This window comes from Neorhizobium sp. LMR1-1-1.1 (assembly GCF_040675795.1).
Taxonomy (GTDB): Bacteria; Pseudomonadota; Alphaproteobacteria; order Rhizobiales; family Rhizobiaceae; genus Neorhizobium; species Neorhizobium cellulosilyticum.
This window is the reverse complement of sequence record NZ_JBEGHE010000069.1, coordinates 126,654-143,852: the sequence shown is the minus strand read 5'-3', so window position 1 is coordinate 143,852 and position 17,199 is coordinate 126,654. Positions and strand designations below refer to the sequence as shown.

General features: G+C 58.9%; 18 protein-coding genes. 11 read left to right on the top strand and 7 right to left on the bottom strand.

Going from position 1 to position 17,199, the window contains the following annotated elements:
• The first annotated feature begins 38 nt into the window (after positions 1-38).
• From MRBLMR1_RS27645 to MRBLMR1_RS27600, 10 genes are all read left to right on the top strand, one after another.
• Positions 39-983 (top strand): ABC transporter permease, encoded by a 945-nt coding sequence (locus MRBLMR1_RS27645; protein WP_206827227.1) that lies wholly within the window; start codon positions 39-41, stop codon positions 981-983.
• A complete protein-coding gene (locus MRBLMR1_RS27640; protein ID WP_148144563.1) occupies positions 980-1,870 on the top strand; it encodes an ABC transporter permease in 891 nt (296 codons plus the stop codon). Before MRBLMR1_RS27645 ends, MRBLMR1_RS27640 begins: the two co-directional genes overlap by 4 nt.
• Positions 1,867-3,519, top strand: coding sequence for a dipeptide ABC transporter ATP-binding protein (locus tag MRBLMR1_RS27635; RefSeq protein ID WP_206827226.1), 1,653 nt, complete (start codon positions 1,867-1,869; stop codon positions 3,517-3,519). Before MRBLMR1_RS27640 ends, MRBLMR1_RS27635 begins: the two co-directional genes overlap by 4 nt.
• Positions 3,516-4,553: a putative FMN-dependent luciferase-like monooxygenase gene (locus tag MRBLMR1_RS27630; protein WP_148144561.1), complete on the top strand. Its 1,038-nt coding sequence runs from the start codon at positions 3,516-3,518 to the stop codon at positions 4,551-4,553. Before MRBLMR1_RS27635 ends, MRBLMR1_RS27630 begins: the two co-directional genes overlap by 4 nt.
• A 25-nt stretch (positions 4,554-4,578) precedes the next feature.
• Entirely contained in the window at positions 4,579-5,175 is a 597-nt protein-coding gene (locus MRBLMR1_RS27625) for a CMD domain protein (RefSeq protein WP_500066998.1), read from the top strand.
• A gap of 13 nt (positions 5,176-5,188) precedes the next feature.
• Positions 5,189-5,791, top strand: coding sequence for an alkylhydroperoxidase domain protein (locus tag MRBLMR1_RS27620; protein WP_148144559.1), 603 nt, complete (start codon positions 5,189-5,191; stop codon positions 5,789-5,791).
• 107 nt (positions 5,792-5,898) lie between these two features.
• A complete protein-coding gene (locus MRBLMR1_RS27615; protein WP_183825220.1) occupies positions 5,899-6,507 on the top strand; it encodes a J domain-containing protein in 609 nt (202 codons plus the stop codon).
• A gap of 146 nt (positions 6,508-6,653) precedes the next feature.
• Complete coding sequence (locus MRBLMR1_RS27610) at positions 6,654-6,857, top strand: cold-shock protein (RefSeq protein ID WP_112456227.1); 204 nt, start codon at positions 6,654-6,656, stop codon at positions 6,855-6,857.
• Positions 6,858-7,129: 272 nt separating this feature from the next.
• Positions 7,130-7,738 (top strand): DUF2026 family protein, encoded by a 609-nt coding sequence (locus MRBLMR1_RS27605; RefSeq protein ID WP_206827301.1) that lies wholly within the window; start codon positions 7,130-7,132, stop codon positions 7,736-7,738.
• A gap of 163 nt (positions 7,739-7,901) precedes the next feature.
• On the top strand, positions 7,902-9,164 hold the full coding sequence (locus tag MRBLMR1_RS27600) for a glycerate kinase type-2 family protein (protein ID WP_148144557.1): 1,263 nt from the start codon (positions 7,902-7,904) through the stop codon (positions 9,162-9,164).
• Positions 9,165-9,168: 4 nt separating this feature from the next.
• On the opposite strand, the gene MRBLMR1_RS27595 is transcribed toward MRBLMR1_RS27600, so the two are convergent.
• Both MRBLMR1_RS27595 and MRBLMR1_RS27590 read right to left on the bottom strand, forming a co-directional pair.
• Positions 9,169-10,074 (bottom strand): S1C family serine protease, encoded by a 906-nt coding sequence (locus MRBLMR1_RS27595; protein ID WP_148144751.1) that lies wholly within the window; start codon positions 10,072-10,074, stop codon positions 9,169-9,171.
• Between the two features lie 209 nt (positions 10,075-10,283).
• Entirely contained in the window at positions 10,284-10,592 is a 309-nt protein-coding gene (locus MRBLMR1_RS27590; protein ID WP_404945483.1) for a hypothetical protein, read from the bottom strand.
• A 427-nt stretch (positions 10,593-11,019) separates the two neighbouring features.
• Here MRBLMR1_RS27590 and MRBLMR1_RS27585 point away from each other — a divergent pair, with 427 nt between their 5' ends.
• On the top strand, positions 11,020-12,606 hold the full coding sequence (locus MRBLMR1_RS27585) for a GMC oxidoreductase (RefSeq protein WP_148144556.1): 1,587 nt from the start codon (positions 11,020-11,022) through the stop codon (positions 12,604-12,606).
• A gap of 100 nt (positions 12,607-12,706) precedes the next feature.
• Here the strand turns inward: MRBLMR1_RS27585 and MRBLMR1_RS27580 are convergent, their stop codons facing one another.
• Genes MRBLMR1_RS27580 through MRBLMR1_RS27560 form a run of 5 tightly spaced genes read right to left on the bottom strand, consistent with a single transcriptional unit; the run spans position 12,707 to position 17,193 of the window.
• A complete protein-coding gene (locus MRBLMR1_RS27580; protein WP_500066997.1) occupies positions 12,707-13,621 on the bottom strand; it encodes a TIM barrel protein in 915 nt (304 codons plus the stop codon).
• A gap of 16 nt (positions 13,622-13,637) precedes the next feature.
• A complete protein-coding gene (locus MRBLMR1_RS27575; RefSeq protein WP_500066996.1) occupies positions 13,638-14,402 on the bottom strand; it encodes a glycerophosphodiester phosphodiesterase family protein in 765 nt (254 codons plus the stop codon).
• A 29-nt stretch (positions 14,403-14,431) separates the two neighbouring features.
• Positions 14,432-15,313 (bottom strand): ABC transporter permease, encoded by an 882-nt coding sequence (locus tag MRBLMR1_RS27570; RefSeq protein WP_500066995.1) that lies wholly within the window; start codon positions 15,311-15,313, stop codon positions 14,432-14,434.
• A gap of 12 nt (positions 15,314-15,325) precedes the next feature.
• Positions 15,326-16,252 carry an ABC transporter permease gene (locus tag MRBLMR1_RS27565; RefSeq protein ID WP_148144552.1) on the bottom strand — a complete coding sequence of 309 codons (927 nt, stop codon included), beginning with the start codon at positions 16,250-16,252 and terminating at the stop codon, positions 15,326-15,328.
• A gap of 14 nt (positions 16,253-16,266) precedes the next feature.
• On the bottom strand, positions 16,267-17,193 hold the full coding sequence (locus tag MRBLMR1_RS27560; RefSeq protein ID WP_500067046.1) for an ABC transporter ATP-binding protein: 927 nt from the start codon (positions 17,191-17,193) through the stop codon (positions 16,267-16,269).
• Between the last annotated feature and the right edge of the window lie 6 nt (positions 17,194-17,199).

Genomic DNA, 17,199 nt, shown 5'->3' with positions numbered 1-17,199 from the left:
CTTAAGGGCTGCCATCCACCCTTTGCTGGAGATATGAAATGACGCGATATGTCATAGGACGGATCAGCCAGGCGCTGCTCGTTCTCTGGGCGGCCTTCACGCTGTCCTTCATCCTGCTGCAGGCCATGCCCGGCGATGCGGTGCTGATCAAGTTCCTCAATCCGGAATTCGGCCTGAGCGCCGATCAGGTCGCGGAAATCCGCGCCGCCTATGCGGTGGATTCCAGCGTGGTCGTGCAATACGGACACACACTCGTCAATTTCCTGCAAGGCGATTTTGGTTATTCGCTGCAGGCGGGCGTTCCGGTCTCAGCCCAGCTTGCCACCAACCTGCCACCGACATTGAAGCTTGCCGGCCTCGGCTTTCTTGCGGCGACCCTGCTTGCCGTCTTCATCGCCTTTCTCTCCTCGATGGCGCCTTTCGCGTGGCTGAGAAACGCCATCCAGTCACTGCCGTCGCTGTTCATCTCGGTCCCGGTCTTCTGGCTGGCGATCATGCTGATCCAGATATTCTCCTTTCGCTTCCGGCTGGTGTCGGTCATCAATCCCGGCCCGTGGGAAAGCCTTGTTCTGCCGGTCGCAACGCTTGCCGTTCCGATCGCCGCGCCGCTGGCGCAGATCCTTATCCGCAATATCGATGAAATCCGCACTCGTCCCTTCGTGTCCGTCGCCCGCGCCAAGGGCGCCAGCGAGACGCGGCTGCTCTGGCGGCATGTCGCCCGCAATGCCATCCTCCCGACGCTGACGATCGCCGGCGTGCTCTTCGGCGAACTGATCGCCGGCGCGGTCGTCACCGAAACCGTTTTCGGCCTCAACGGTATCGGCGGCCTTACAGAAAAGGCGGTCGGCAATCAGGATCTCTCGGTGCTTCAGGCAGTCGTCGTCATCTCCGCTGCCGCTTTTGTCACCATCAATCTCGCGGTCGACCTTGCCTATCCGTTGCTCGACCCACGCCTCCGGACCGGACAGGGAGCTGCAGCATGACCAGCCTCGACACTTTCGTTCACCTCACTCCAACGGTGGCTGCCGAGACCGCGAGCCGCCCCGGCAATCGTCGCGACGTGCTGAGCGTCCTGCGCAACTTCCCTTATGGTCTCGCGCTTGCCTGGCTGGTGCTTGCCCTTGTGCTTCTGTGGGCAACCGTGCCTTGGGTATTTACCAGCTATGATCCGCTGCAGGGCACGCCCGGCGGCCAGCTCAAGGCGCCCTCAGCCCTGCATATTCTGGGCACGGATTCGCTTGGCCGCGATCTCTTCGCCCGCATCGTCTACGGCGCGGTTCATTCGCTTTCGGGAGCCATTGCTGCCGTCGGCGTCGGGCTTGTCGTCGGCAGCGGGCTCGGCCTGATCGCAGGTTCGGTCCGCGGACGTGTCGATGAAGTCCTGATGCGGCTGGTCGATGTGCTCCTGTCTATCCCGACCCTCTTGCTTTCGCTCAGCATCATCATCCTGCTCGGCTTCGGCACGCTCAATGCAGCAATCGCCGTCGGCGCAACGGCAATTGCCGGTTTCGCCCGCCTCATGCGGTCGGAAGTCGTACGCGTGCGCAATGCCGAATTCGTCGAGGCGGCCTTCGGAAGCGGCGGCACGTTCGGCAAGGTTTTGTGGCGGCATATCCTGCCCAATTCGCTGACCTCGGTCGTAGCCTATACCGCCGTGCAGTTCGGCTGGGCGATCCTGCAGATCTCCACCCTCGGCTTCCTTGGCTATGGCGCACCGCCGCCGACGCCGGAATGGGGCCTGCTGATTGCCGAAGGCCGCAACTACCTCGCAACCGCCTGGTGGCTGACCGCCGCCCCCGGCCTGATCGTCGTTGCCGTCGTTCTTTCGGCCAACCGCATCAGCCAGTCCATCGGAAGGAGCACACGATGAGCACCTCCCCAAATTCCGTACTCGACGTCCGTGACCTGCACATTTCCTACAGCCAGGGCGAGGAGCGCCCGACGGTCGTGCATGGCGTTTCCTTCACCGTTGAGCCGGGCGAAGTCGTGGCTCTGGTCGGCGAAAGCGGATCCGGCAAGACTTCGACCGCACAGGCCGTCATCGGCCTGCTTGCAGAGAACGGTCGGGTCGAAAGCGGTTCCATTCTCCTCAATGGCGAGGATATCAGCCGCTGGAGCGCAAGGCGCCTGCGATCGATCCGCGGCGCCGTCGTCAGCCTCGTTCCGCAGGATCCGGGCAGTTCCCTCAATCCTGTCCTCACTATCGGCGCGCAGGTGCGCGAGATCCTCCAAATTCACGGACGGCTCGATCGCCGCACAGCCGATCGCAAGGTTATCGAGCTTCTCACCAATGTCGGAATCTCCCAGCCGGAACTGCGGATACACCAATATCCCCACGAGCTTTCCGGTGGCATGAAGCAGCGGGTGCTGATCGCCATTGCCATCGCTCTGCGTCCGGCGCTGATCATAGCCGACGAACCCACATCCGCACTCGACGTCACCGTACAGCGCCGTATCCTCGACCTGATCGACGATCTGCGCCGCGAACACGGTACCTCGGTCCTGCTTGTCACCCACGATCTCGGCGTTGCCGCGGACCGGTCGGACCGGCTCATAGTACTGCAGGGCGGGCGTATTCAGGAACAGGGCAAGACCGCAGACGTGCTGGCCTCGCCGCAAAGCGCCTATACCCGCAAGCTGCTTTCCGATGCTCCATCGCTTTCTGTTGCCAAGCCGCGCCCGCCGGTCGAGCCGAGCCGGCCAGCCGCGCTGACTGTCACCAATCTGGTTCAGGATTTTTCGCTGCCGACGGCTAAGAATTTTCGCGCCGTCGATAACATTTCCTTCAGTGTCGCGCGTGGCACGACCCATGCGGTGGTAGGCGAAAGCGGCTCGGGAAAAACCACGACGATCCGTTCGATCGCCGGTTTCCAGAAACCGACATCCGGCGAGATCCGCATCGGCGATCTCGATGTCGCAAGCCTGCGTTCCGAGGCCTTGCGGCAGTTTCGGCGCAAGGTGCAGCTCGTCTACCAGAACCCCTGGGCATCACTCGATCCGCGCCAGACGGTGCAGGCGATCGTCGAGGAACCGCTGCTCAATTTCGACCCGTTACCACGGGCCGAGCGAGAAGCGCGCGTCCGCGCCATCATCGAGCGCGTCGGCCTGCCCGCCACGGTTCTCTCCCGTCTGCCGCACGCCCTTTCCGGCGGCCAGCGCCAGCGTGTGGCAATCGCCCGCGCGCTGGTTCTGGAGCCTGAGGTCGTGGTGCTTGACGAAGCCGTCTCTGCACTCGACGTCACCGTGCAGGCGCAGATCCTCGAACTGCTTGCAGAATTGCAGCGGGATCTCGGCCTTACCTATGTCTTCGTCTCCCATGACCTCGCGGTCGTGCGGCAGATCGCCGACACGGTTTCCGTCCTGCACAATGGCAGGCAGGTCGATTACGGCACCGTTGACGAGGTCTTCTCCTCAACCTCGACCGCCTACACGCGCGAACTCATCGAAGCCATTCCCGGACAGAAATTTCCACGCGCCGAGATATCGCGCCAGCCTATAAAAACAGGACTTTTATCATGACCAGCAAGATTGCCCCCAAACGTCTCGGCTTTTTCACCCGTCTACTCGACGATGTTCCGGCCGGCGAACGTTATCGGCTGGCGGCGGAACAGATCATCCATGCCGAAGAAAACGGTTTTGACAGCGCCTGGATCGCGCAGCACCATTTTCACGCGGAAGAAGGCGGGCTTCCCTCCCCCGCGGTCTTCCTCTCGCATGTCGCTGCCCGCACATCGACCATCCGCCTCGGTACCGGCGTGATCACGCTACCGATGGAAAATGCGCTGCGCGTGGCCGAAGATACTGCCGTGCTAGATCTGCTTTCAGGCCGGCGGCTGGAAGTGGGCTTCGGCACCGGCGGCACGAAGGAATCCTTCGAGGCTTTCGGCATCGACGCTGATCGTCGCGGAGAAGTCTATGCCGAAAACCTCACCGTGGTTCGCGATGCCTGGGCCGGAAAGGTTCTGCATGGCGGCAACCGCCTTTATCCCGATGCCCCGCATCTGCTCGATCGGGTCTGGCTCGCCACCTTCTCCGCCAATGGCGCACGCCTCGCGGGACTTAGCGGCGATGGCCTGATGCTGTCGAGAACCCAGCCCCGCCCGGCCGACAATCCCGATGCGACGCTGGACGACATCCAGAACCCGATCATCGACGCCTATCTTGCCGGCCTGCCTCAGGGCCGCGCACCGCGCATTCTCGGCTCGCGCAGCCTGTTCGTCGCCGACGATCGCAAACGAGCGCTCGCCTTTGCCGAAACCGGCCTCCGCCGTGTCGCCGATCGTTTCGCAGCCGCCGGCCACCGGATTGCAGGAGACAGGCTCGAAGACCTGATCAAGGCGCTCGACAGCCACGTCGGCACGCCGGACGATGTTATCGCATCGCTGAAGAAGGACACGGCCCTTGCACGCGCGACGGACATCGTTTTCCAGGTCCATTCCATCGACCCGCCTCATGCAGAAATCCTGCGCTCGATCGAACTGATCGCTGCGGAAGTCGCGCCGGCCCTGGGCTGGACGCGGTCTTCAGCGCCGCAGCTCGTTGCCGCCCAGTAATAGCCGATAATCGAAAGAGACATTCATGACCGATACGATCGACGTTATCGACCACCTCGTCGGGATCACGCCGGGCGCGCCTGCCGACGCGCTGCGCAGCCGGCGCCCGATCACCAAGGAGCACGCACAGAAAAGCTGGACGGCTCTTTTCGAACCCGTAGATGAAAGCCAGGCATCGCTTGTCGAGCGTTTTGCCGTCGCAGTCTTTGTTGCAGTCCTGCATGGCGACAAAAGCATCAAGGAATTTTACGGGACAAAACTGGCAGGGCTCGAAAACGGTACGGTCATTCTCGCGACCGTGAAGGCTCTGGCCGAGCTCAATGCGGCGAAAGGCCCCTATGGTCATTATCCCGAAGGGCCTTTGAGCGCGGAAAACACCGATGGGCCGGCTCTTGATATCGGCCCCACCGATCGCGCCATCCTCGGGGATCGGCTCTCCGCAGCGCTCGAACACGCCTATTTGCTGACATACCACCCTCGGGACGCCAGCCCCGCGGAACTGCAAAAACTGCTTTCAGCCGGATGGAGCACGACGGGCGTGGTCACGCTATCCCAGCTCGTCTCCTTCCTCGCCTTCCAGATCCGCGTCGTCGCCGGCCTTCGGGTCCTGGCTGCGGCCTAACGGAGAACCTTCCATGTCTGATACCGTTATTGAACCCACCGTCGAAAACCCACCGGTTGTCTTCACCCAGGACAAGATTGGCTGGACCGCTTGGCTTCAGCCACTGGCAGAGGGCGAACTCACCGACCGCCATTATGAGGCGCTGGTCGACAAGGCGCGCGCCAAGTCTGCCTATTTCGCGCTTCTGGTCCGCGATCCGGATATTCTCGAAGCCCGCACCAAGACGGACAACGACATCTTCTACAACACCAAGGATGGATTGCCGCGCGCAGAGCGGGAGCTTGCTGCAACGGCTGCCTCAAGGCTGAACGGTTGCATTCTCTGCGCTTCGGTCCATTCGCGCTTTGCCTCGCAATATTCCAAGCGTGAAGCGGATGTGCAGAAGCTGCTGGACGAAGGAGTGGGGGCCGATCTTGGCGAACGCTGGAACGCAATCGTCTCGGCTTCGGTGGCGCTCAGCACCACGCCGCCCAGCTTCACTGCAGACCACGCAAAGCGTCTACGTGAAGCCGGATTGTCAGACGAAGAAATTTCCGACGTCGTTCATGGCGCCGCGTTCTTCAACTGGGCAAACAGGCTGATGCTCTCGATCGGCGAGCCGACCCCTGCGGGCTGACCATATCCGAACACATTCGCAACACTCGAGCTGTTGATCACGGATCAATGGCGTCGGCATGGAAGACCATTCTTGCCATGCCGACCTGTTGTCGTCATATACGGGCCATGACGTCTGATTCAAAAATTTTCGTAAGCCTGAAGTCCACTAAGAAGCGGGCTGCCAAGCCTGCTGAACCCGTTGGCCCCAAGTGTCAGTGGGATGGTTGCGACAAGGTCGCTCCGCATCGCGCGCCTGTCGGCGGCGCGGCAGATGGGTTGTATCTGTCCTTCTGTATCGAGCATGTGAAGGAATACAACAAGGGCTATAATTACTCCCCGGCCCTCTCCACGCCTGAAGTTGCCCGTTACCAAAAGGAAGCTGCGGCAGGCAGCCGGGTAACATCCGGCACGGCCTTTACCGAGGCGAAAGAGGCTCCGCTTCCTTCCACCGCCCGGTCCGGCTCGGCCAAGTCGATCAACGCCCGCAAGTCCGCAGCGCAGCGCCTGCTTGAGAAACGACAAACTCAAGCGCGCAAGCTGAAAGTCCTCGAAGCAAAAGCTTTCGAGGTGCTCGGACTTTCGGAGGATGCGACGCCTGAGGAAATCAGAACCCGTTACAAGGAACGTCTGAAGATGCACCATCCTGATGCAAATCAGGGCAATCGCAATTCAGAAGACCTGCTTCGAGCGTCAATCGAGGCGCATAAAATCCTGAAGCTGAACGGATTTTGCTAGAGGAAGCGTTCAAACGGTTTACCTGAGCACCCAGTTCGGGATATGTAACGATTAAGCGTCTTGCGGCGTGGTATCTGTATGGCGAGGCTTTCAGCGTCGCCATATAAAATGGTGGGGCGAGTTCCCCAAGTGAACAGGGATTTCTGATGGCGACCGGCACAGTTAAATTTTTCAACCAAGACAAGGGCTTCGGCTTTATCACGCCTGAAAATGGCGGCGCGGACGTGTTCGTGCACATTTCGGCAGTAGCCTACGGCGCCGCTCTGCGTGACGGCCAGAAGGTCAGCTACGAACTGGGCCAGGATCGCAAGACCGGCAAGTCGAAGGCTGAGAACGTCAACCCGCTGTAAGCGGATTCTTTGACGGAATAGATGATGTCGCGTGCAAAAACGCGGCATCATTTCCGAAGGCGGGTTCAGATATTCAGCTCCCGGCGAGCTTAAGAACGTCGACCTTCCGCTGATTGGGCGAATACATTTCCCATTAGCTGTGTCGTAGATGATGTCTGCACACAACGAACACTGCGGCGCCTGAGGGCCTGAGTGTCTTATTTCCCAAGAGAATTCGATTGTCGGGCGATACGCTATCAGCCCCCGAATTAGCAGATTTGAAGGGCCACCGAATGCTGATCAAGCAGAGCGACTATCATCGAATCTACAGGGTCATCAACAGCCTTCTTGTTAATGAAAATGCTGACCCCGCAACAGCTTCCATGTATTTCAGCACATTCGGAGCCTTTATTCTAAAACAGCACTATAAGCTGGATGCGACACCGAAGGGTGGTTTGGCGGCCTATAATCTTGGCGGAACCGTCATCCTTTTTGCCGATCACCGCGAGGACGGTTTTGTAACCGGAGCCGGTGAGAACTTTCATTGCTGGGTGGAAGTGGATGGCTGGGCAATCGATTTCATGGCGCCTGCGTTTTCCGAAAGCGCAAAAGAACTCTCGGTTTCCTCTAGGATGTTTCAACGTCCGATGTCCGATGTGGCGATCTCGATCAATCAGATCGAAAAGTCGGGCGACTTCTTCTATATGTCGGAACCTGAAGCAACTGCCCGGCGCTTCGCCGAATGGCGCAAACACGCGATGATCGGAGATCTGGCTACGATTGCTGCAAAATGGTTTCGCAAATCGCCGAGACAAATCCCGTCATCCATTTCGATTGAGGGGCAGCACGGGGCGATCAAGGAAGTTCCGCTTGTCGGCCACAGTCTCGTTGGGGCCTGGTGACAGAGCCTCGGAGAAGAGGATGCCCTATTTCCTGCCGTGGCAGACCGGGAGATCGCTGTTTCCCATAAACACATCCCGCTTCATCGATGAAAGCAAGGAAAAGTGCGATTGACGCGTGCTGACCACCATGGTCAGAACAGTTCGCCCAAGGCGAGGAAATGATATGATCGGTGAACGCCAACTGCTGAAGATGCTGTTCGATGCCGCTGTAAAGGCCGCTGATCCTCTTAACGGAATTCGCAAGTATCTACCTAATCCACCCGCGAACGCTCGCACAGTAGTGATCGGTGCAGGCAAGGGAGCCGCACAGATGGCCGCGGCGCTGGAGGCCGTCTGGAATGGCCCTCCGCTCAGCGGCCTGGTCGTCACGCGATACGGTTATGGCTGCGAGACAAAGAGTATCGAGATCATCGAAGCTGCCCACCCGGTACCGGATGAGGCAGGACTTACGGCAAGCCGCCGGCTGATCGAGACTATTTCAGGCCTCTCGGAAGGTGATCTGGTCATAGCGCTTGTCTGCGGTGGTGGGTCCGCCTTGCTTCCGTCACCTCCGGAAGGGCTGACGCTTCAGGACGAGATTGCGCTGAACGAGGCGCTGCTAGCCTCCGGCGCACCCATTTCGGCCATGAACGTGGTGCGCAAGCACGTCTCGACAATCAAGGGGGGCCGGTTGGCGGCAGCGACGAAGGCACGTGTCGTCAGCCTGATCGTCTCGGATATACCAGGCGACAATCCAGCCTTCGTCGCCTCCGGCCCGACCGTACCTGATGACAGCACGCGCCATGAGGCTCTGGCAATCATAGAACAATATCGAATGAACCTGCCGTCGGCCATCATTGCCCATCTGAATTCGCAGGCAGCCGACGCGCCGATGCCGCAAGAGCCACATTTTGCGAAAAACGAACACTACATCATTGCCTCTGCCGGCGTCTCGCTTCGCGCTGCAGCGGATCTCGCCCGCAGCAATGGCGTCGAAGCGCATGTCCTCTCGGATTCCATTGAAGGAGAGGCACGTGATGTCGCCCTCGTTCATGCGGCCATCGCCCGAGAAGTTGCCTTGAAAGACCAGCCATTTACCAAGCCGACCGTGCTGCTCTCCGGTGGAGAGACAACCGTAACCATCCGCTCGAAAGGCGGCAGAGGCGGACGGAACGGTGAATTCGCCCTATCGTTTGCTTTGGCAATTGGCGGCACCGGGATCGTGGCGCTTGCCGCCGACACGGACGGGATCGATGGTTCGGAAGATAATGCCGGCGCCTTTGTTGATGGCACGACTGCACAACGTCTGCTGCATGCCGGAACCGAAGGCCGCGCTCTGCTCGAGCGCAACGACAGCTATTCAGGCTTTGTTGCAATCGGCGACCTGTTCGAAACCGGACCAACAGGAACAAATGTCAATGATTTCAGGGCTATCCTGATACGCTAGACTATTATTGCAACGACGGCTTTATCAAGAAGTCGTTTCTGTCTGCAGATTTCACCCTGAGCCAGGCTTCACGTCCGTCACGAAGTATGCGCATAGGAATTTCGGCGCCCGGTGAGCCGCTCTCCCAGACTTTCCGATAGAAGTCCGCCAATCCATCGACTTCACCGTCCCGGATTTCGGAAATGACATCACCGCTGCGCAACCCCGCCTTGGCGGCCGGCCCGTTTTCCGTAACGCTCATGACCACGACTTCGCCATTGGTCTCAGCCGAATATGCCCCAAGCCAGGGTCTTGGCGGTTTATTGATTATTCCCTGGCTCAGGACGTCATCGAGTATAGGCTTCAGCAGATTGATGGGGACCGCCATATTGATGTCGGCGATCTCACCGCCCTTGCTCATCTGTAATCGCAGTGATCCCAGCCCGACGAGCTTGCCTTCACTGTCGATCAAAGCAGCTCCCCCCCACGACGGATGGGCGGGCGTAATAAAGATCGCTTCCTCCAGCAAGTATTCCCAATAACCGGCGAATTCCTGTTTTGCGACGATATGCCCCCGCACATATTGTCCCTCACCGTCGGCAAAGACGATAGCATCTTCGATAGATGCCTCATCTGAATCACCGATGGGAAGCGCCGGCAGTTCGAGTGGCGCAAGCGCCTGAACTAAACCGAAACCGCTTTCCTGATCATAGGCCGTAACATAAGCCGGCACGACGCGACCGTCGTGACGTGTCAACCAGACTTCCGTTGCCTCTGTAATCAGGTAACCGATTGTAAGCACCAAGCCGTTTTCGCGGATCACCACGCCGCTACCCTCCCGGCGCGTGCCGAGCGTGCCAGCCGTGAAGGCCTTTTCCGGAACGGAGGCACGGACAGCGACGAGCGACCGCAAGGTTTTTTCGAAATCCATTGTGCAAATCCTCAAAACAAGCCGGGGAGGATCCCGGAAGATATTGCCGTATGATGATAAACTCAGCGCACGAGAAACGTAAGCTAACCAGCATGGGACGTCCAGGCGAGCAATTTGTTCCATGAGATACGCCCGAGTGTTCCTTACCATTTACTGGTCGGTATAGCGTCTGCCTGGCAATCCGTCTGGAGCATATGCAAACCCGGCATTCAACCAGGATATCGAAGCCTGCAGATTATCTGCAGATTAAGGATATACTGATCGATACCTTTGAAAGCAGTATCCTCAATGACTTGGGGAGGTGTCCAATCCTTATCACCTTTGACGCTGCCATGCCCAAGCTCTGCAAGACGAAGCTCTATAAGGCCCGCTCTAAGGCCCTCCCGGATGCGCTGAACCTGCAACTGTCTTTCAATGCAAGCGCTGCTGCTTGACCAAAAATATTCGGCGGCATTGCCTGGGCCGGCCAGGGCCAGTGAACAGGCGAGAAATGCGGAGAGCTCCGGCCTGACTTTCATGTTTGCACCGCGGCGAATCCGCAGGTTTTTCTTATGGTGACACCCATGTTTGACATTGATGCTCCTCTGCGAGAATGCAGAAAACCGATTTGGATCGGGATAAAACAAAATTCAAGAAGAGTCTCGATTAATCTTGCGTTTCTTACGCCTTCGATCCATCATATATTCGAATAAGTCGAGCTTAAACTCCGCAATATCATATAAAAACAAGAATTTAACTTAAATAAAACACACGTTACGTTGCTTGCCATGAATACATAGACACATCTCTTCTGTTAAATCAGATCCGATGTTTCTTCTGGGACAGTCAATCGAAATCAGAAGGCGGCAAGGCAGGCCTTCGACCATGTAACGAGGCGATATCGGTCATGTTGGGCGCACTATCGGCGCATGAACAATATGACTGACCAGTGACGGGGGTATCTTCATGCTGTCCAGCCGCGACGTCCTGAATAGCGGATTCGATGTATGCGTTGTCGGCGCCGGCCCTGTCGGCGTCTGTATTGCAATTACTCTCAGCCAGGCCGGCGTTCGAACACTCCTTCTCGAACGTGGCGCACGGAATGCAATACCGCCCAAGAGACGGGAAGGAGTGCGATTGGATGATACTGTCCCTCACGCACCCGATCACGATACGCTGGCATTTGGCCTGGGAGGCACTTCAAGCAGATGGGGAGGGCGATGCGTCGAACTCGACGACATTGATTTCGAGCATCGCGACTATCTTGGCGAGGATGCACGCTGGCCAATCAGTCATAGCGAACTTGAGCCGCATTACGTGGAAGCGGCGAAACTCATGAAGGCGCCGCGCCCACACAATACGCCGCTGGCAAACGAAGCATTCCTGGAATCGATGGAAAGCTGGGCTTTTCCTCGAAACACTGCGACAGCAAATCGCTCTGCTCTTCTGTCTTCGAAATCTCTGCACATTCTTCTCGACGCCCAACTGATCAAATTGAATTTTGATAGTGCAACAGGCCGGACGACCTCGGCGGCCATTCGATGCGACAAGCAATTGGGTACGGTTCACGCGAACCACTTCGTTCTGGCATGTGGAGGCAGGGAGAATTCGCGTCTCCTGCTGAACCTGCAGGCCCAATTTCCAGATCTGTTTGCCGGCAAGGAAGGGCCGCTCGGGCGGTATTACATGGGGCATCTGACGGGCCAGATTGCTCAAATCCGGTTTCGGTCAGAGGCAATCGCAGAGCAGTTTTTCTTCAGGCGGCAGCAGGATGGTCGCTTCACGCGCAGACGCCTGCAGCCATCTCCACAGACCCAACGAAATCTAGGCGTACTGAACACGGTAATGTGGCCACACAATTCAGACGTAGGCAAACTACCGCCGCGTCAGCCGTTGGCTTCTGCCGTATTCCTGCGAGAAGTGCTGCAGGGCAAACGCAGTGCATCCCGCCAGGACTGCATTACGCATGGAATGTACCTGATGCGGCATCCCATCAACGGTCTGGCTTCGATTTCCAAGGTTGCGCATGAAAGATATTTTTACGGACTGCCGCACCTTCAGATGCGTGACGTCCATAACGAATACAGCCTGACCTATCATGCAGAGCAGGCGCCGCGCAGGCTAAGCCGTGTTGGCTTGATCAACGATGCCGACCGGGATGGTCAATTCGGGATAAGCACCGAATTCAGTTACTGCCCGGAGGATTATCAATCCGTGCTGAAGATACATCATAGTTTTGACGAGTGGTTGAGGGCAGCGGGCCTCGGTTCACTTCGTTTCCTGGAAGGCGACCTCGAAGAAATGGTGATATCGCAGGCTCATGACGGTTATCATCAGATCGGACTGACGCGAATGGGCACTAACCGTCGGGAGGGTGTCGTTGATGCGGACTGCCGTGCCTTCGACATCGATAACCTCTTCGTTGCAGGCAGCTCGGTTTTCCCGACTTCGGGACAAGCCAATCCGACATTTCCTGCAGTCGCTTTCGGGATTCGACTGGCTCATCATCTCGTGCAGATCGTCGGTCGTGTCCAACCGGCAAGGACTGCCTGAGCGCAAAGCGTGATGCAATCAATCCGCAGCCGCGACGAGATTGCAAATGGCCTTGCCTTTTGCGGACATGGATCCGCGAAAGGAAGGCCATTTCAAAATTTTACTCAGCGGCAATCTTCGGCTGACTGGTGTTGAGAGCCATCAGCCGTTTTGCACGTTCAAGGCTTTCGGGCTGTTCCGCATGGTAACGGCGGCCGATCTCCATCATCAGCACGGTACCCGGCAGGAAGTTGAGCTCTGAAAAGATATCTTCCCAGTCGATATCGCCCCAACCGAGCGGCATATGCAGATCGCCGATACCGAGCGCGGTGTTTTCCTGAACATGGAAGGGCTTGTAGAAAGCCTGTGGGCGGCCAAACGAGTCATGGACATGCAGATGGCCGGCTACCGATGCCATGGCCCGCAGTTCTTCGCGGAAATTCAGGCCGCGATAGGTGGATTCGAGATAGGCGTGGCTGAAGTCGATCAGTGCCACGAGGTTGGGATGATTGACCGCCTTGACCGTTTCAGCAACCTGCGTCGGCGTCTGGCGGTATTGGCCGAGCTCCGTGGTGAAGATGTTTTCGAACGCGATGCGAACACCATAAGGCTTGCAGAATTCGGCAAGTTCGAACAGCGCTTCACGCTCTCTTCTGTCAGCTTCAGCGCGTTCCGCCAACTGATCGGCACGCAGATTGCCGCCGTGCTGGACGAGGATGCGCGCGCCGATCCGGTCGCAGACCTGAGCCAATGCCTTGGCGGCATCGATCTGGTACCGGCAGGTGTCGGGATCCATGAAATTGGAGGAGACGAGGCCGTGCACCGTATAGCGGAAATCGAACTGCTTGGTGATAGCGACCAGTCTCTCGGCGCGCTCCTCGATGATGCGGCCGCCGGCAATCAGATCGAGGCTGGTGAGACCCAATTCGACCGTATCGACGCCGATCCCAGCCAGGACACGCAGTTCCTCTTCAAGGCTTGCCAGTTCCCCGTTGACGGAGCCGGCGTTGAAGCCTGTACCAATAATATTGCCCATGGTTGATCTTTCCTCTTCAGACAGGTTCGGATTGTGATTGGATTTTTCCGCGCAGGGTCAGCGCGAGATCGGGACTGTCGGAAGTCAGGTGACCGATGCCACGCTCCAGCCACGGCCGGATCAGTGCCTCGTCATTCAGAGTCCAGACACAGAGACGATCGAGCGGCAGCTTGGAGGTGATGAGGTCCCACTCGGCCGCCATCAGCTCGTGGTGAATGGCGACGATATCGACGAGGCCATCGACATTATCGATGAAGCTTGAAAGGCCGCCCTGTTTGGCTGCCCATTCCGCATTCACCGAAACGAGGCGCTCGACCTTCGGCGCCACGCGGCGGCATTCCTCCAGTACCCACACATCGAACGAGGTCAGGTGGCAGCGGTGAGCGAGGCCGAAACGTTCGATCTCGGCGACCACCTTTTCGGTGATACCGGGATAGGGATTCTTCGCTTCATCGGACTTGATCTCGACATGCAGCTGACGCTCACCGGCATCGACCAGAATGGCCAGCACTTCAGCAAGCGTCGGCACCGTATCTGCCGTCGCTTCGAGATGCGTCTCGGTGCGCGACTGCGGCGTCAGATGACGTACGAGGCCGGACTTGTCTGTGGTGCGCTCCAGCGTCGCGTCATGGATAACGACCAGTTCGCCGGCATCGGTGAGGTGCACGTCGAATTCGATCGCGTCGACACCAAGCGCCAGCACGTTGCGAAAGCCGGTCAGTGAGTTTTCCGGCCACAGATTACGGGCGCCGCGGTGGCCGGTGATCTTGGTTCTAGTCATGAGAAAATCCTTGAATGAAACGGAAGAGATTATCGAAGTGTCGGATCGAGCTTGTCGCGCAGCCAGTCGCCGACCAGCGAGATGGAGAGCGTCGTCATCATGATGACGAAGGCGGGGGCAAGCATGATCCATGGCGCACGCGTGAGATATTCGCGGCCAAAGCCCACCATGTTTCCGAGGCTGGTTTCCGGCGGCTGAACGCCGAGCCCGAGGAAGGAAAGCCCGCTTTCCATCAAGATGATTTCCGGAAAAGTCAGCGTCATCGAGACGATCAGCGTCGAGGCGACGTTGGGCAGGATGTGCTTCATGTAGACCCGGGTCGGCGTCGCACCGAGCTGCACGACTGCCGCGGCATATCCTTGCGCGCTTGCCGAGATCGCCAGACCGCGGGCAATGCGGGCGTAACGCTCCCAGCCGTAGAAACCCATCAGGCCGATCAGAAGCGGCATGGACGAACCGAAGAAGGCCAGAACCGCAAGCGACATGATGAGAAACGGTAAGGCTGCCTGGAAATCGGCTAGGACCAGAACGATATGTTCGACCGCACCGCGGAACTTTGCGGCGGCAAAACCAAGCGCCGTTCCGAAGACAGCCGAGATGATGGTTGCGCCGAAGGCAATGGCGAGCGACACGCGGATCGACTGGATGAGGCGGGACAAGACATCACGCCCGAGCTCATCGGTTCCCAGAAGATGCGCCGGATTGCCGGGCAGCGACAGACGCGCACGTAAATCCATGGCGGTAATGCCATAGGGACGGATCAGGTCGGCGAGGAAGGCGACGAGCACCATGGCAACGAGCCATGCGATACCGAAACCGACGGAGAAAGGCAGTTTGCGCACCTGCTTGATGAAGCGGATGAAGAAGGGCAGTTCGGAGGCCGGCTGACGGGATGTATCGACGATGGTCATGTCCGTCTCTCCTTAATGGGCGCTTTGGGCACGAAGCCGCGGGTCGAGCCAGCCATAGAGCAGGTCGACGATCAGGTTGGACACGACCATGGTGGCGGCGATCATCAAGAGAATGCACTGAACGACGGCAAGATCGCGGTTGGTGACCGAGACGACCAGAAGGCGGCCGATGCCGGGCCAAGAGAAGATCGATTCCACCACGACCGCACCGGCGATCAGCGAGCCGACCATGAAGCCGACAATGGTGACGATCGGCACGGCGGCATTGGGAAGCGCATGACGCCAGACGACATCCTGCCATGCCATGCCCTTGGCCGAGGCCGTGCGGATGTAAGGCTGGCTCATCACTTCGATCATCGCGCTGCGCGAGAAACGGGCGAGGATCCCGATGCCACCGATGCTCATCGTCAGTGTCGGCAGAATGCCGTGCTGCCAGGTGTCCTGTCCGCCGGAGGGGAGCAGGCCGAGCGTGATCGAGAAGATCAGCACCAAAAGCAGGCCCATGACGAAGGACGGAATGGTGAAGCCGAAGATGGCAGCCAGGATGACGCCGCGATCGACGGCGCTCTGGCGATGCAGCGCGGCGTAGACGCCGGCCGGAATGCCGATCACGACCTTAAGGAACAGCGCCGGAATGGTGAGCTGCAGGGTGGCGGGAATTCGATCGATGACCAGCTGCATGGCAGACGCCTTGTCGCGCATCGATACACCGAAATCGCCGGTAAAGATCGCCTTGATATAGGCGAGATACTGGATCCAGAGCGGCTGATCGAGACCCCAGGCCTTGCGGAAGGCATCGACGGATTCCTGCGGCACGTCAGGCCCGAGCATGACCTGCGCCGGATCACCGGACATGCGCAGGACCACGAAGGCGAAGGTCAGGACCGCCAGAATGGTAATCATCGCGCGGAGAAGACGGATGGAGGCAAAACGCAACATGTCTCTGGCGCTCCTTATGCAGCAACAGGCTGATCGGCGCCGACCACCAGATGGCAGGCGGCAGTGCGGCCATCTGCAACCTGACGGAGCTGAGGCACGCTTGTGCGGCAGATATCGGTCGCCAGCGGACAGCGAGGATGAAAGGCACATCCGGACGGACGATTGGCCGGGTTCGGCGGCTCGCCCTGCAGGATCACGCGCCCTTTGAGAGGTTTTCCCGGCACCGGCACGCTGGACACCAGAGCCTTGGTGTAGGGATGCAGCGGTGCTGAGAAAATGACATCGGACGAGGCTTCTTCGACGATCCGTCCCAGATACATGACCGCAACCCGGTCAGCCATGTTGCGCACCACCTTCAGGTCATGACTGATGAACACCATGGCGATGCCGTTCTTTTCCTGTAGGTCGCGCAGCATGTTGACGACCTGCGCCTGGATCGACACATCCAACGCCGAAACCGGTTCGTCGCAGACGAGAAGTTTCGGGCGCGAGGCGAGCGCACGGGCAATCACGACGCGCTGGCGCTGTCCGCCGGAAAGCTCATGCGGATAACGATCCGCCTGATCGGGACGCAGGCCCACGGCGGTCATCAGTTCGGCCACGCGGGTCCCGCGATGTTCCTTCGGCACCAGCTTGTGGATCGCAAGCGGCTCACCGATCTGCTCTGCTATCGTCAGCCGCCGATCGAGAGCAGCGAGCGGGTCCTGATAGACGAGCTGCATCCTGGCCCGTAACGCGCGCCATTCCGGCGTGCCGAGCTTCGGCATCGGCGTGCCTTCAAAAAAGGTCTCACCTTCCTGCGACGGGTCGATGCCGAGCAACATGCGCCCAAGTGTCGACTTGCCTGAACCGGATTCGCCGACCACGCCAAGCGTTTCGCCCGGCATGACAGTGAGATTGATGCCATCAACGGCGCGCACCGGCGTCGCCTTGCCGAACATGCCTTG